Origin of the sequence: Candidatus Sororendozoicomonas aggregata (genome assembly GCF_031528575.1) — a bacterium.
Lineage (GTDB): Bacteria > Pseudomonadota > Gammaproteobacteria > Pseudomonadales > Endozoicomonadaceae > Endonucleibacter > Endonucleibacter aggregata.
The window spans coordinates 15,829-32,248 of the sequence record NZ_JAVLSP010000016.1; the positions used below are offsets into that span (position 1 = coordinate 15,829).

The 16,420-nt window shown below is 48.6% G+C and carries 10 protein-coding genes and 1 CRISPR repeat array; of the genes, 4 read left to right on the forward strand and 6 right to left on the reverse strand.

Going from position 1 to position 16,420, the window contains the following annotated elements:
• Positions 1 to 1,470 carry an IMP dehydrogenase gene (gene guaB, locus V4C51_RS05060; RefSeq protein ID WP_330925047.1) on the reverse strand — a complete coding sequence of 490 codons (1,470 nt, stop codon included), beginning with the start codon at positions 1,468 to 1,470 and terminating at the stop codon, positions 1 to 3.
• A gap of 628 nt (positions 1,471 to 2,098) precedes the next feature.
• Here guaB and csy1 point away from each other — a divergent pair.
• The 4 genes from csy1 to cas6f are packed head-to-tail and all read left to right on the forward strand — an operon-like array spanning position 2,099 to position 5,973.
• Entirely contained in the window at positions 2,099 to 3,358 is a 1,260-nt protein-coding gene (gene csy1 / locus V4C51_RS05065) for a type I-F CRISPR-associated protein Csy1 (protein WP_330925048.1), read from the forward strand.
• Positions 3,355 to 4,329, forward strand: a complete 975-nt coding sequence (gene csy2, locus V4C51_RS05070; RefSeq protein WP_330925049.1) for a type I-F CRISPR-associated protein Csy2 — start codon at positions 3,355 to 3,357, stop codon at positions 4,327 to 4,329. Before csy1 ends, csy2 begins: the two co-directional genes overlap by 4 nt.
• 11 nt (positions 4,330 to 4,340) lie before the next feature.
• Positions 4,341 to 5,372, forward strand: a complete 1,032-nt coding sequence (csy3, locus tag V4C51_RS05075) for a type I-F CRISPR-associated protein Csy3 (RefSeq protein ID WP_330925050.1) — start codon at positions 4,341 to 4,343, stop codon at positions 5,370 to 5,372.
• 7 nt (positions 5,373 to 5,379) lie between these two features.
• Positions 5,380 to 5,973, forward strand: a complete 594-nt coding sequence (gene cas6f / locus V4C51_RS05080; protein WP_330925051.1) for a type I-F CRISPR-associated endoribonuclease Cas6/Csy4 — start codon at positions 5,380 to 5,382, stop codon at positions 5,971 to 5,973.
• Positions 5,974 to 6,102: 129 nt separating this feature from the next.
• Positions 6,103 to 9,195: a CRISPR direct-repeat array (repeat unit 28 nt; unit sequence GTTCACTGCCGCACAGGCAGCTTAGAAA).
• A gap of 72 nt (positions 9,196 to 9,267) precedes the next feature.
• Here the strand turns inward: cas6f and cas3f are convergent.
• The 5 genes from cas3f to nqrM form a co-directional block, all read right to left on the reverse strand.
• Complete coding sequence (gene cas3f, locus V4C51_RS05085; RefSeq protein WP_330925052.1) at positions 9,268 to 12,600, reverse strand: type I-F CRISPR-associated helicase Cas3f; 3,333 nt, start codon at positions 12,598 to 12,600, stop codon at positions 9,268 to 9,270.
• Positions 12,601 to 12,602: 2 nt separating this feature from the next.
• The gene (gene cas1f / locus V4C51_RS05090; protein ID WP_330925053.1) at positions 12,603 to 13,568 is read right to left on the reverse strand and encodes a type I-F CRISPR-associated endonuclease Cas1f; all 966 of its coding nucleotides are present in this window, start codon (positions 13,566 to 13,568) and stop codon (positions 12,603 to 12,605) included.
• A gap of 150 nt (positions 13,569 to 13,718) precedes the next feature.
• On the reverse strand, positions 13,719 to 14,300 hold the full coding sequence (locus V4C51_RS05095) for a hypothetical protein (RefSeq protein WP_330925054.1): 582 nt from the start codon (positions 14,298 to 14,300) through the stop codon (positions 13,719 to 13,721).
• A 109-nt stretch (positions 14,301 to 14,409) separates the two neighbouring features.
• Positions 14,410 to 15,804 carry a Si-specific NAD(P)(+) transhydrogenase gene (gene sthA / locus V4C51_RS05100; RefSeq protein WP_330925055.1) on the reverse strand — a complete coding sequence of 465 codons (1,395 nt, stop codon included), beginning with the start codon at positions 15,802 to 15,804 and terminating at the stop codon, positions 14,410 to 14,412.
• Between the two features lie 292 nt (positions 15,805 to 16,096).
• A complete protein-coding gene (gene nqrM, locus V4C51_RS05105; protein ID WP_330925056.1) occupies positions 16,097 to 16,333 on the reverse strand; it encodes a (Na+)-NQR maturation NqrM in 237 nt (78 codons plus the stop codon).
• Between the last annotated feature and the right edge of the window lie 87 nt (positions 16,334 to 16,420).

Consider the following 16,420-nt stretch of genomic DNA (forward strand, 5'->3'; position numbering starts at 1 on the left):
TTAGCCGACGCGGTAATTGGGCGCTTCTTTAGTAATAGTGACATCGTGTACATGGGACTCCCTCATACCGGCACTGGTGACGCGAACAAACTCAGGCACGGTGCGCATGGTATCCATGTCTTTGGAGCCGGTATAGCCCATCGCTGCCCGCAGGCCCCCAACCATCTGGTGAATAATGGCTGTCAGCGACCCTTTATAAGGCACGCGACCTTCGATACCTTCAGGCACCAGCTTTTCTGTGCCTTCTTCCGCGCTTTGGAAATAACGGTCACTGGAGCCAGTGGACTGTCCCATGGCACCTAATGAACCCATGCCACGATAGGCTTTGTAGCTTCTTCCCTGAAACAGCTCTACCTCACCCGGAGCCTCTTCGGTACCTGCCAGCATGCTGCCGAGCATCACCGTGTTCGCGCCGGCAACCACGGCTTTGGCGATATCGCCAGAATAGCGGATACCGCCATCAGCGACAACAGGCACGTCTGTATCGCTTAAAGCCGTAACAACATTGGCTACCGCGGTAATCTGGGGCACACCAATGCCAGTCACGATGCGCGTCGTACAAATAGAACCCGGACCAATACCCACCTTCACACCATCGGCGCCTGCTTCAACCAATGCTTTAGCCGCCGCGCCTGTGGCAATATTACCGCCGATGACCTGAACAGAGGGGTAGTTTTCTTTCACCCAACGAACCCGGTCAATAACACCCACGGAGTGCCCATGGGCCGTATCAACAATAATGACATCAACGCCAGCATCCACCAGTGCCGCCACACGCTCAGGGGTTTCCGGGCCTGTACCTACCGCTGCGCCAACACGCAACTGCCCCTGGTCATCTTTGCAGGCATTGGGGTAGTCCTGGGCTTTTTTGATGTCCTTGACGGTCATCATGCCAGCGAGATTAAATGCCTCATCCACCACCAGCACTTTTTCTATCCGATGCTGGTGTAGCAGCGCACGGACATCATCTTGCCTGGTGCCTTCACGAACCGTGACCAGCCGCTCGCGCGGTGTCATGATCTCAGAAACTTTACGTTTAAGATCAACGACAAAGCGCATATCCCGGCTGGTGACAATGCCCACCAGATCTTTACCTGAGAGCACCGGCACACCGGAGATGCGGTGATGAGTGGTTAAGGCCAGCAAATCTTGCACAGACGCTGACGCGTCAATGGTAATGGGGTCTTTCACCACGCCGTTTTCATATTTCTTGACTGCCCGTACGTGTGCCGCCTGTTGTTCTGCCGTCATGTTTTTGTGGATGATACCAATGCCGCCTTCCTGGGCCATGGCAATCGCCAAACGGGACTCGGTTACCGTGTCCATGGCGGAAGAAACCAGGGGCAGGTTCAGTTCTATGCCGCGCGTCAGCCGTGTTTTCAGCGACACATCTTTGGGCAGCACTTCAGAATAACCCGGCAGGAGGAGGACATCATCAAAAGTCAGGGCATCTTGAGCAACTCTCAGCATTGGCAGTCACCAGGGGACAGTTGGAAGGGGAGATAAAACCCTTGCGATTATACGCTCGCGCCAATCAAAAGACAAAATAAAGCGCCAGGCTTCCATGGCCGTCGTACAGGGCGCTGTTGGTTTCCAGAGAGTTGTGCGGCAATAAGCTCTCTATCATGCTATGTCTCGTTCCCCCTCACCGCATGGTAACGCATACGCCACCAGAATACCGGCATGGTACGTTGATAAGGCCGAATACTGGCGTTATTCCAGTACTCCCGATCATCCAGGGGCAAAAGGGGTTGCCAGAGGTATGTGGCTTATGGTGAAGAAGGTAGGCGCTCTAACAAGAGCATGGAAACGAGGTTAGTCAGTGAGGGTTGCTAAAAAAAGAATAGGTTCCATTGCTGGAACCCGCTGACCGGTAAGAGCTGCTTGTTCAGCAGTGGAAGATGTATAAATAAGAATTCTTTCTAAGCTACCTATTCGGCAGTACGCCTATCCTAGGCATTTTTTCGTTGGACTGCCAGTCATCTTTTCATTACGATCCCCCTCCAGCTTTAGCTATGTATTAATTATAATTAGGATTGATTATTTCAAAATACTATCTACAATGTCACCCATATAACGTAACGAGAGGCACAGAAAAATGCCAGATACTGCGATTTCTCGCTTCTTTGATGAAAGAAAAGAGGCATGGCTGAAAAAGAACCTGAAAGCGAACATGGATGACGTGCGCCAGCGTGAAGTGCGCCAGGAATGCAACGAGCGCTTTTCTTACGAGGTTTGGTTGCCAGATGCGGCGCGACGAGCAAAGCAGCTAGCCATAACAACCCATCCTTGTACGTTCAGTCATCCTGGCGCTAAAAAAAATAAAAATGGTGAGTCGACGCCTATTGTTGCCAACGCACAATGGCAGGAAGATGGCTTTCTGAAAAGCGGTAACGTCGATGCTCAGCAGGATGCGCTCGGTAATGCCGCTGCCCTCGATGTCTATAAATTTCTCACCTTGAATATGGAAGATAACCGGACGCTACTCACCCATATTCAGGAAGACTCTGCCATCGCTAAAGCGCTACTGACCATCAACTCAGCCAGTTATGACGAACTTAAGGATGGCTTTATGGCCATACTGAAACCGGACACCAAAGCGGTCGTCACCAGCGCTAAGATCAAGCAGGTTTTCTTTCCGGTGGACAATGACTACCACCTGTTATCCATTTTGACACCCTCGGGCGTGCTGTTTGAAATGCGCAGAAGGCTCGACCACCTGCGTTTTAACGATGACGTCAAACTCGCCAGGGACAAACGACGCGATAACACACTTTCTGAACACGGTTTTCAGGAAATCTATAACCTGACGACCGTGGGGTACGGTGGTACCAAGCCCCAGAACATCAGTGTGTTAAATAATCAAAATGGTGGCAAGGCCCATCTGCTACTGTGTGCGCCACCGCGTCTGAGCAAACGTGACATTCCGTTTCCCAGGCAGAGTTTCTTTCAACAGTCAATCACTCCCTGGGAATGCAAGGATAATTTTCAAAGGTTGCACCGTGTCTATGTGAACGGCAAAAATAATCGGCAGACACGTGCGGCTCGTGACGCTTTTTATGCAGCGATACTCGATACCATTGTTCAACGCATGTGGCAAATCCGGGCTGTTTCTGATGAGTATTTCAACCCCAAATACCATGCCATTTCAGCCTCTGAACAAATCTGGCTGCTGGGCAGCAGGATTTCAGAGCGTGATGAATCGGGTTCATGGCTTGATGACATCGTAAAAGCCATTAGCCATTTTATTTTTAAAGGGTATGAACGGGTTCTTGGCAAAAAGAGCATCAAACTTGGTGATGATGAAAAGCAGCATATAACAAGTCAGGTGCACACACACAGGGAGGTTTTGTTATGAGCGGGCATATCAGCACCTTATTATTGCTGCCTCATATCAGGGTACATAATGCCAATGCGTTATCCAGCCCTTATACCATCGGGTTTCCAGCAATGACAGCCTGGCTGGGTGCCACACACGCATTGCAGCGTAAACTACAGGCCGATGGCAGGGCTGTACACTGTGAGGCAACGGGCGTCGTCTGCCATGAAATGAACCTGAACACCTACCGTGGCCCTGGTGATTTTGTCGCTTCCATTGTCGGTACAGGTAACCCTCTGGTACCCAAAAGTGAAAAAGGCAATCCCTCTAATGCCGTACGCGCCTCGTTTATAGAAGAAGCCCGCTGCCATCTGGATGTTTCCCTTGTTGTGCAACTTTCAGATCACGATTCCGATGATAGTGACGCGTTGTGCAAGCGGGTTTCTCACCACCTGAATGCTTCTATGAAGATGGCCGGTGGTGATATTTTACAGTTTAATCCCCCAGAGATAATGGTCTACGAAGAAGGTAATCAACAAGATATTCGTGCGCTTAACAGGCGACTGATGCCAGGCTATGCCATTATCGAACGTCGCGAACTGATGCAAGAGGCCATGGCACAAGGACAGGATGCACTGGACGCCCTGGTGGATTACCTGTCCGTGTACAACCACTGCACCTTAGATGACGATGGTTCTGTAACCTGGAGCAGACAAAAGAAAACGCCGCCAGTAACCGAAGATGATTTCCCCACACCGACAGGATGGCTTGTGCCTTTGGCCACGGGTTTTCAGGGAATTTCACCCCCTGGTAACGCCTTAAACCAGAGAGACCCCCAGGCGCTGCACCGTTTTGCTGAAAGCGTGGTCACTCTCGGCCAATTTATTATGCCTTACCGGTTAAATAGCCTGGATGAGCTTCTGTGGCGATACCACTACGATGAGTTGAATAACCTCTATCTCTGCGTAAACAACCATCAAGACACTGAAAACGACACTGTTTATTATTAAGGAATAAGACAATGGCTCAAAAAAATCACACTGCATCTGTGCTTGCCTTCGAGAAAAAGCTGGTTCTCTCCGATGGCTACCTGTATGGCACCCAGTGGCATGATCGTGCTCAGGTAACCCCCCTGACACTCCAGGAAAAGTCTGTACGGGGGACTATTTCCAACCGACTGAAACCTGCTGTTAAAAATGATCCGGCCAAATTAAACGCGGAAGTAGAAAAACCCAATCTTCAGACGGTTGATACCTGTGCTCTCAGTGTTGACCAGGATACACTGAAACTGCATTTCACCCTGAAAGTTTTAGGCGGTGTTCACAAACCTTCAGCGTGCAATAACGCAATGTTTCAACAGTCCTATGCCAAAGTGGCACGTAATTACAGTGAGCGCGAAGGGTTCCGTGAACTGGCCAAACGTTATGCACTGAATATCGCCAATGCCCGCGCACTTTGGCGTAACCGTGTGGGCGCAGAAAGCATTGAAGTGGTTGTTCGTGTGCTTAACGAAGCCCATAAACAAAGCTGGACATTTAATGCCCATGATTTCAACCTGCGTCACTTCGATAACCAGAATGACCAGGTTGATGCGCTGGCTACCACAATAGCTGAGACGCTTGCCAGTGAGGACGGCTATCTCCTTCTGGATATTGCCTGCTATGCCAAAGTTGGACTGGCCCAGGAGGTTTATCCCAGTGAAGAGCTGGTGATGGATAAGGGCAAAGGTAAAAAAAGCAAGGTGCTCTACAGTTACGGAGAAAATCGCAAAGCAGCAATGCATTCCCAAAAACTGGGTAATGCCATACGAACAATCGATACCTGGTACCCTGCTTTTAACGACCCGGAACACAGCGCAGGCCCCATTGCTGTGGAACCTTATGGTGCTGTTACCAACCTCGGCAGGGCATTTCGCACACCGAAAGAGAATCAGGATTTTTATACCTTCTTCGACGACTGGGCGAATGGCAAAACGCTGCCAACAAGCAATGACGAGCATTATGTGATGGCCGTACTTGTCCGTGGTGGCGTGTTCGGACAAAGTGATAAATAGGTGAATCATGCAAGCCTATATTGATATAACATTGTTACCCGGTGATGATATTGAACAACATTTTCTCCTGGAAAAAACCTTTAGCCAGCTTCATCTGGCGCTGGTAGCCCATAAAAAACCAGAAGGTCACTCACCTTTTGCCATTGCATTTCCGCAATACAGTGACACTCGCCGAACGGTGGGCCGAAAGCTGCGAATTTTCGGGGATAAAAAAGCCCTGTTACAACTGGATTTGAAACACCGGCTCAATGGGTTTTCAGATTACGTGCACATAACCACTATTCGGGCTGTCCCCGATAACGTGACGTCCTGGGTTCGTTTCAGCCGATTGCAGCCTAAGTCCAGATCCAGCATTCAAAGGTTGGCTCACAGAGCTGCCAGCAGAGAGGGCATCAGTGTTGATGAGGCCATGAAACAACGCAGTCATTTCCAGCCGGAGTGCACTAAAGCACCGTATATCTGGGTCAACAGCTCAAGTTCTGGCAAGCGATTTCGACTGTTTATTACTCAAGAGCGAACGGCATATACTGATGAAACGAGTACTTTTACTTCGTACGGTCTGACCAGAAAGGGTGACAATAGGGCACTACCCTGTTTTTAACCCAAAAATTTTAGCTCTTTAAAAATATGTTTAAAATCAACGGGTTGCAATCTAGCCTAAAAAAAGGGTATTTTTACCTTTTCAGGCTGAAGTGATTGGTGCAGCTCGTTTTTTTGCTAAAAATCTCTAGTTCACTGCCGCACAGGCAGCTTAGAAATAGTAAGAATATTGTTTCTAAGATTAAGCGTCGTTCACTGCCGCACAGGCAGCTTAGAAATGATGATTGACCATCTTGCCGCGCTGCTACGGGTTCACTGCCGCACAGGCAGCTTAGAAATGAATGGGGGGCAAAAAATGGTAGATTACATTGTTCACTGCCGCACAGGCAGCTTAGAAATATAAGACTGTTGAAGATATGGAGGCATTACAGTTCACTGCCGCACAGGCAGCTTAGAAAGCACTCGAAATAATATCTGCAATTCTTTGCTCGTTCACTGCCGCACAGGCAGCTTAGAAATGAAAGAACAATGAGGGACTATCTAAACCCAAGTTCACTGCCGCACAGGCAGCTTAGAAATTGTTGTCGGCCTTTCAGCACGACTAACCGCAGTTCACTGCCGCACAGGCAGCTTAGAAATTGTTGTCGGCCTTTCAGCACGACTAACCGCAGTTCACTGCCGCACAGGCAGCTTAGAAATGCAGAGTTTATCGCTGGTGTTATTGCTAAGTGTTCACTGCCGCACAGGCAGCTTAGAAAACTTATCAGCAGCTTCTACAGCGCACTCAGAAGTTCACTGCCGCACAGGCAGCTTAGAAAAATTTGAGCTGACGACTTTACAACAACACATTGTTCACTGCCGCACAGGCAGCTTAGAAAAGTAATAGCGGCCTTCCGTGTATGTGGAACATGTTCACTGCCGCACAGGCAGCTTAGAAATATTTTTGATTATATGTATAGTCTTTTTATGAGTTCACTGCCGCACAGGCAGCTTAGAAAAAATCTTTTGATGCGTTCTACTTTTTGGGCGTGTTCACTGCCGCACAGGCAGCTTAGAAAATCTGTTGGTTATACAGAAGGTTATAGTATTCGTTCACTGCCGCACAGGCAGCTTAGAAAGCTGGCAACAAAGGCGCGGGACGCTCTAACACGTTCACTGCCGCACAGGCAGCTTAGAAACGTTGCCAGAACCGCACACACAACCACCCAGGGTTCACTGCCGCACAGGCAGCTTAGAAATGATTCTGGGACGCACCACTGCCGGGACCCTAAGTTCACTGCCGCACAGGCAGCTTAGAAAGTCACTGTATATTATCAGGAAGGCACTATAAAGTTCACTGCCGCACAGGCAGCTTAGAAATAATCATCCGAATATTTTATACTGATACCAGCGTTCACTGCCGCACAGGCAGCTTAGAAAATGCGAGTGTACCCGTCGAACCCGGCTGTGCTCGTTCACTGCCGCACAGGCAGCTTAGAAATTCTGTGTTGGCTTTATCTTGTTTAATCCTGTGTTCACTGCCGCACAGGCAGCTTAGAAAGCATTAATCGAATAAATATTAGGGATTATGAGGTTCACTGCCGCACAGGCAGCTTAGAAATCTAGCTTCTCTTTTTCCCCCTGGAGTTTTTCGTTCACTGCCGCACAGGCAGCTTAGAAAAAACAACCAAAATCACAATAATTGTAATATTGGTTCACTGCCGCACAGGCAGCTTAGAAAGTATCCCGGGTTTGCTGTTAATTGCATGATTAGTTCACTGCCGCACAGGCAGCTTAGAAAACATCGCATACTCCGTTAAGAAAGTTTTCAGCGGTTCACTGCCGCACAGGCAGCTTAGAAAAGACAGAGATTTTACAAAAAACCAGACAAACCGTTCACTGCCGCACAGGCAGCTTAGAAAAACATGGTTATAGATATCCACATCAGTTTTTTGTTCACTGCCGCACAGGCAGCTTAGAAATTTCGTACTCAATAGCAAGCCACGCAAGAACCGTTCACTGCCGCACAGGCAGCTTAGAAAACAGTAGACAGTGTGAACTGGAAATACTCTAAGTTCACTGCCGCACAGGCAGCTTAGAAAACCAAGGTTGGAGAGGGTTATCATGGATACGCGTTCACTGCCGCACAGGCAGCTTAGAAATCATAAGCTCAAAAGTCATAGTAACAATTCCTGTTCACTGCCGCACAGGCAGCTTAGAAAAAATTAATTATGATTGAATCAATTGACAGGGGGTTCACTGCCGCACAGGCAGCTTAGAAATTTTGGTTGATTATCTTCTCCGGTTCCAGAAAGTTCACTGCCGCACAGGCAGCTTAGAAACGAAAATGTTAATCAACAAAATGGCGAATGTAGTTCACTGCCGCACAGGCAGCTTAGAAAAGATGGCACAGGAATTAGTGAGGTTGTTTTGGGTTCACTGCCGCACAGGCAGCTTAGAAAACCAGTTCTCTGTGCTTACTCTGCGTGCGTGCGTTCACTGCCGCACAGGCAGCTTAGAAATGTAGTGGCTTCATTCATAGCTTTTCCTTATTGTTCACTGCCGCACAGGCAGCTTAGAAATTTGTAGCTTCTTTTATATTGTTTTCTTCCAAGTTCACTGCCGCACAGGCAGCTTAGAAATACATGTTAATCCATAGCCACTTGCTATTTCATGTTCACTGCCGCACAGGCAGCTTAGAAAGCTTGAAGAAAAGTCTACTCATGATTTACAAGGTTCACTGCCGCACAGGCAGCTTAGAAAAGCACGAGCATCCATCACATAGTCGTAATATAGTTCACTGCCGCACAGGCAGCTTAGAAAGCCTTGACGAATCATAAGCTCCCCATGATTCGGTTCACTGCCGCACAGGCAGCTTAGAAATTTTTCTGAGCGTGTCGATTGGACAGAGGAGCGTTCACTGCCGCACAGGCAGCTTAGAAAATATCCCTTGCCTTCCGATAGGTTTACCCTCAGTTCACTGCCGCACAGGCAGCTTAGAAACGCCACGCCTCACCGCCGAGGGCTTACTAATGGTTCACTGCCGCACAGGCAGCTTAGAAATTGTAAGGTAAGGGTTCCATACGAGGGGGGGGGTTCACTGCCGCACAGGCAGCTTAGAAATCTAACCCCTTAATCTGCTCCCAGATGTCTTGTGTTCACTGCCGCACAGGCAGCTTAGAAATCTTCGTAGAGGTCTTTGTCTTGATTCATGTGGTTCACTGCCGCACAGGCAGCTTAGAAATATTGAGAAAGAAGCTCTACAGAGGGCTAAGGGTTCACTGCCGCACAGGCAGCTTAGAAAAAATTCTTATTTGTACGCTTCCACTGCTGAAAAAGCAGCACTTGCCAGTCAGCAGGTTCCATGACTGGCGTTTTACTCTTTTTTCACTAACCCCCACTGGTCACAGTAGACATAACAGGTTTGATCATTATCATGGTTGAAATTGAGTTCGCCAAACCGCTCAGAGATCGAACGGGGTGATGCCGGCATATCTTCTGCCAGTTGATGAAGGGCTTGCTGATAATCGCGGTTGAGCCAAAGGGCGCGATGGTCAGAGCAGACTAGTGTTTCAATATTAAAAACGTCTTCACAGGTAATAAATTCATCAGGTTCTCGTCGATGGAAACGGGTGTTTTCTGTCTTATAATCATAAAGACAGTAAATAGTCTCACCATAATTTCCGCTCCTAAACGGTGTTCGCCGTTGCACCATAGCTGTCAGAAACCAGTGCTCCCACAGGTAGCCATTCAATCTTCCCGGCCCGGAACGCTGATCAGCGGCCATAGTTAACAGTCGCTTGGTGGCAGCGTGCTCCAGATGAGCGAGTTGCTCACTTTGTTTAAAGTGATCACGAGGCGGTTTTTGAATACGGGGCACTGCATCGAGTTTTTCTTCAATGGCCTTCACATCAACCAGTTTCCCCATGGCGTGATGTTTAAGACGCAATTCCCCATCTTCATACCCTGGCCTAATAAAGACACACGCGGGTTTCCCGCTGGCAAGCTCCTTAATTCCTTTCAGGTTATATTCCAAAATTCCAATATTCGGCGTAGATGGGCATTTATTACGGTGGCGCAGCACACGCCCAGCCAACTGTACCAGAGAGCGATAAGACGATGGCTCTATAATGGCCCAGTCGAAGTCATGGTCGCGGCCCACTTCCTCAACGGGCGTCGCCACAAGAATAAAGACAACATCACGAACACCGGCAGGCTCGGTGTCGAGGTGATGGCGAATCACCGGATTGGTAAAAGCCTGGGGCAACTGTTCGGCTGTCTCCTTACGCCGTAACACTTCATCGAGGTGTTGTTCCTGTAAATGCCGGAGTAACAAAATCTGTTGACTGTGGTAGGCCATCACTTTAACGGCTGTATTTTCTGGCCATGATCTTGCCATCAGGTATTGAGTCAGGGCAACACACGGAGGAATATTAGCAACCCGCACCACGCCAAAAGAAACACGCAAGTCAGTTTGCCCATCTACCGTATGGTGGTGCTGGTGCATTTCAAGGGTTGATGTGGCAATGCGCTCAAAATAGCGTTCACGGTGGCTTTGCTGCTGCTCATCAGTCTTCACAACAGTGCGACAGGGAATAATGCTTGCTCGCCTTTTGGCCGGAACCTTATCAAGATGCGCCACACGTTTATTCACAAACTCACTATGATGGTCACAATAATTGCGCCAGGCGTTTTCTTTTTCCTTCTCATTGATACTGTCAACCCTGGTTGTATGTTCATCAATCCATGCACAGCCAATCAGAGGAGCAGCATTGCGGGTTTGACAGAACAGTTGCCATCCTGCCTGGTACGCCCGGAAATACCCTTCCGCTAAATCAGGGGGAATCGTTGCCGATGAAATCATCACTTTTCGCCCTGACATGCCTGCCAGATGAATAAGGCGACCAATAGCCACTAAATCATTGCCGGTAAAATCATCCACCTCATCAATCACAAGGTCTGATGACATTAGTCGTAAAGCAGGAAGAATATAGCGACCACCACGGGTGGTTTCAGTGGCAGCCATCAGGTGATCAATGGTACAGACCAAAACCGGTGCATAGAGAAAAGCCCGGTCTTTATTTCTTTTCAGAACCGTTGCCAGCCCTGCTTCTGGCAGCGTACAGTCGTAATCAATGTGCTCATCAAAAAGTGATTCGGTGGACTCAGAGCCACTGTCTTGTTGTGCCTGTTTTGCGGTTTTTTCGTCTTTGCTTTGCTGATGAAGTTCCATCACCGCCCTGGAGCCAATCAATACGGCCAGCTCACCATTGTTTTTCAGACCAATGCGAGAGCGATACTCGTCGCCAGTTTGCAAAGTCAGTGTTCGTAACCCAAGGGCTAAAATAAAACGCAAACTGTCACCATCCTCAGATAAGGCCCGCATAATTTTAGCGTTGGCAAAGGTCTTTCCCTGGCCAGTGCTGGCCATATTCACGGCAAAAAAACCAAACTTTTTGTCCTCCTGTTGTCCACGCCATTGGCTGATACTGGAGACGGCCTTATCCTGCCAGGCGAATGGGCGCGGGCTTCGTTTTTTCAGTGATGGGATATTTTTTACGGGAATCGGCTCATTCTCAAAAGCCGGGAGCATATACACATTGCGTACCGCCTGTTGTGCAACGCCGACGAGGTGCTCATCCAGTTTTTGCTTGAGTACGCCGCCGTTTTTGGGGTCAGTATTGGCAAACAGTCCAGTACTGTCAGGCCAGTTTTGCGCCGCATCCTGAGACGAATAAAGGTGGTCTGCCAACATAAGGCATAATCTCGCATGGTGCAGCAGTACTCTGTAGCTGCCGTCAGTCAGCACCTGATCAACAGCAGGAAGACATGCCTCAAGTTTTTTGGCCCATTTTTTAAGGGCGCTTTGCCAGCGTTTGGATTGCGCTAAAAACCCTTTGGGAAACTGAAAGCAGTCAGCAACCCTCTGTTGGTAGTTTTTTTCGTTTTTGTAACCCCAATCGACATGAATACGCTTCAATAGTTCATCGATGGTATTGGCTGTGTCACCTCTGAGGTCTTCTTTTGTTTCGGGTAAACGGTGATGGCTGATAATTAGCCAGGCGACAAGCTTGGCGGCAGGCGGTAATTGATCAAGAGGCCGATAGGATGTGTCTACCCTATTCGCATCCAGGGCTGAGAACCAGTTTTCATCCCATTGCTGGTCGATCATCGCCCTGAGCCATTGGCTATCCTCCGGTTTTTCTGCGGATGTGGCATGATTGACTAATGTTGTGAGCAGTAGACAGGAGATCCATTCATGACGAACCGGATCACCTTTGCATCGGTGAGGGCTGTCAGGGTGTAATTTATCCTGAAACAATTGCGTTGCCTTGCCCCAGTCGTGGAGCAAGGCGGCTACGCCTGTTAACGCCTGTATCAATGGTAAGTAGTGCCAATCACTCTCGTGTTGGCCGACAATGGATTTTCTTGTGCTATTCACTGATACCCGCCCCTGTGTGTCAAAGGCACTTTGGCGCCCAACTGTCCATACCAATTCGATCCGTGTTCGGGAGCGCAGCCAATGGCAGCTGACTGCGGTACTTTTGCTGGCGGTTTTGCGCAACAGTTTGCGAACGGCGTTTAGCCCGTCTTGGGTAATAATGGTTTGCCAGGTGTTGTCGCCAATCCGGTCGGCAAAAGCGTCCAATATCCGACGTGTTTTTTTCAGGGCGTTTTTTTCACACTGTGAAACAAATGTTACTAACACGCTCACAACTCCCTTTTCGGGTCTTCATCAAATTGGCATAGTGCTATGTGTTTCACAGTAGTAAACATAAAGTCAAGGGCTTTGTGATCTGCAAATGCCTGAAGGCATTGTTGTCGAAATGCCTGCTCGGTATCTCCTTCTTTGGCGCAGATAAACGCCCTTGGCAGAATAAGCGTATCCTTGATGAGATCCGCAACATCAAAGACCAGTGCGCCACGTCGGGTTTTACCGTGCATCACGGCAAAACCATGGGGAATGCCTAAAACCCATAATGTGGTGGCGGCCAGGCCGTAGGCAAGGTAGTTGCCATGGTTAAGAAAGGCATTAGCCAGGTCCTGCCCGTCACGTTCCCTGATAAAGTCACCATAACCGGTGGCACGGGCGGCAAACTTGTAAAGGTGTTTGGTCAGACGTGCTTCTACTTGCAATAGCTCCGACGTGTTTCTGGCGGACTCCGTTTGATGCTCAAAAGTTGTTAATGCACTTTCGAGCATTGAATGCTCCAGATCAAACCCTGCTTGTGTAAGTTCACGATCTTTACCCCAGACATTTTTAAGGAAAGCCATGCGGCTATTTTGCATCTCACGAGCCGCTTCAAGCCGCTTTTGATCATCAAACCAGAAACTCACCCAGCCCTGAAGGTACTCAGTGGGCCGATACTCACTCTGTGGTGTCAGCCACTCAACCTCGTTTGCCATTAGCAGCGGCGTGCCACCGCCACCGCAGAAACCCACCAGAACACCCGCCGAGGCCAGCATGCGTATGGCTGCCTGGGTGATTGATGTCCCTGTGCCGAGTAGCAGACAGGTGGTATTGGCAATGGGGATGTTCCAGTACTGGTTTTCAGTACGTGCTTCAGTGAGGTAAAGAACCCGGCCATCTTTCTGCATGACCCGACACTTTTCCAGATAGTAGATATTGGCTCGCTTTGAGTGCAGTATGGCCTTTAAATCGGTTAAGTTCTCCACAGCGTCCAGATTCCTTTACCCGACAATGATAGCGTTATTTTGATCAAAAACGTCGCCGGTTTAAAGCCTTCCAAAGGCTCCTGGTAAAGCATTTACACAATACTCGTTTTCAGCCACTTGGCCCCGTCTCAAATCAATATTTCATTCAACCTATTCGGGGTTATTTTTTCGAGCCTTATAGCGGGCTAACCATACGTCCAAATCCTCACCTTCACAGGCGTTCTCTGCGTCACGTTTCAAATCTTCGAGATTTTTATACCCAAATTCAGACGCTGCCCTGGAAATAAAATAGTCATAATCGTTACGCGAATTAAAGTACAGAAAAACAAGTTTCCTGACCTCTAATTTTTTTATTGTAGGAAAGGCGTGTATTGCTGTGGACAAGTGTGACCTGAGCATTGTGTTTTGATTTTTTATGGGGACAAAGGCGTTTCTGCTACAGTGTGTTACCGCCCCGTTGTAGAACTCAAACATATTACCAAACTTAATTGTATTAGGATGAAGCCTTTTCAAAATGTCTTGGTTAGTGATTGCTCTGGAATAATTGACAATGCAATGGTCATGGGCGAAGCGAACAAGGGAACGGCCAAGATTGTCGGGTTCAGGATAGTATTGAGTAATACGCCCAAAAAAACACTGATATTTAAAATAAACCGTCGGGTTTAATGCGGCACTACCACTATACCCAATGATATTGTCAGGAATATAAAAGTCATCTCTGTAACCCATCATCCAATCACTCAAATTACATTGACTTGATTGTTGCCGTGGCAATTTCAGGTTTTCGTGACAAAAGAATCCAAGGTTAAACAAGCCGGCAAGCCGACCTGTTCCCTGTAAATTAAAACAATCGGTTTAAACCATCCAGTGCCGCCACACGATAAGCCTCTGCCATGGTGGGGTAATTAAACGTCGTATTGAGGAAGTAACGCAGCGAGTTCGCATCCCCTTGTTGCGACATCACGGCCTGACCGATATGAACAATTTCTGAAGCCTGATCGCCAAAGCAGTGTATGCCCAGTACTTCCAGCGTGTCCCGGTGAAACAGGATTTTCAGCATACCGACAACTTCTCCGGTAATCTGTGCCCGGGCCAAGCGCGAGAAAAAGGCTTTACCCACTTCATAGGGCACTGCCTGGGATGTCAGTTCTTCTTCCGTGTGGCCAAGGGAGCTGATTTCAGGAATGGTATAAATACCTGTGGGGACTTCATCCACAAATCGACGACGTAAGTCGCCAGCCAGGTCACTGGCGGCTGAGCGCCCCTGGTCATAGGCGGCACTGGCCAGACTCGGCCAACCAATCACATCACCAGCAGCGTAAATATGGGAAAGCGTGGTTTGATAGCGCTCATTCACCTCCAGCTGACCACGCCCGTTAGCACTAAGGCCAATCTGTTCAAGCCCCATATCCTGAGTATTACCGGTACGGCCATTTGCCCACAGCAATAAATCGGCCTTTAGCTTTTTGCCCGATTTGAGGTGTAATACCACACCATCATTCATTGGCTCTACTGTCTGATACTCTTCATTATGACGAACGATAACGTTCATCTTGCGTAACTGATAGCCCATGGCATCGGAGATTTCCTTATCCAGAAAAGACAGGAGCCGATCACGGGTATCCACCAGATCAACCAGCACCCCGAGTCCTGAGAAGATAGACGCGTACTCAGAACCAATGACCCCGGCACCGTAGATAATCATCCGTTTCGGCGTATGGGACAAGGTGAGAATCGTGTCACTGTCGTAAACACGAGGATGGTTAAAATCCACATCCTCAGGGTGAAACGGGCGAGAGCCTGTCGCAATCAGAATATTGGTGGCATGCAGCTGCTCAGCATTGCCGTTATTCTCATGCACTTCAATGGTATGCTCATCAATAAACCGGCCTTTGCCAAAAAACAGGTCGATACGATTGCGGGCATAATACAAAGCGCGCGACTGCACCTGTTTTTGAATGACATTTTCCGCACGCTTAAGCACTTTTGGAAAACTGAACCAGCGTGGCTCACCAATTTCCCGAAACATAGGGTTGGTGTTAAAGTCCATGATTTGCTTGACAGAGTGGCGCAATGCTTTTGATGGGATAGTTCCCTGATGTGTGCAACTGCCACCGACAAAGGCGAACTGTTCCACCACAGCGACACGCTTGCCCAGCTTAACGGCATTCATTGCCGCTCCTTCACCAGCCGGCCCCGACCCCAATATTATCAGGTCATATTCACTTACAGCCATGCTGTCGTTCCTCTTACAGCTCGTTATTATTCCAATGACGCATAAATATAACCTGACCCGCCCAAATGGCTGCCCTGAAATACCCATTAACAGCCAGGAGCCTGTCGGGCTTAAGCTTTCGAGCATGAAATTCAGTAGGGCAAGTCAGATTTTTCGATGGATTTGCGCGAATAGTTGACCTATTTAAGCAAATTCATCGGAAAATATGGCCGCTCTTTCTGGATTTCAGGCCGAAATTGCCGTAAGTCCGACAGACAGGCTCCCGCGGAAACCCCGCGGAAACATTGATGAGTCAATGATTTTTTACGGCCATGGCATCATAAAACAGATCATCAGTGGGCTTGTGGCTGTCCCTGGCCCTGGACGCTTTACTGTCTGTGCCACCACAGATCAGGCAGTCTTCTTTCAACCCCAATGCGCTTAAGCCCCCGCAGGAGCCTTTAATCGGCTTATTTGCCACAATTGCCCCAATAGCCATAGCTGAGATAATCAGCAGAAATGCACAAAAGGTGATTATCAAGGTAATCATCACTCCCTCCTAAAAGCAGGTTAACGGCGCCAGGAGCCTGTCGGACTTATGCTTTCGAGCATAAAATTCTGGCCGCGCTTTTTAGTA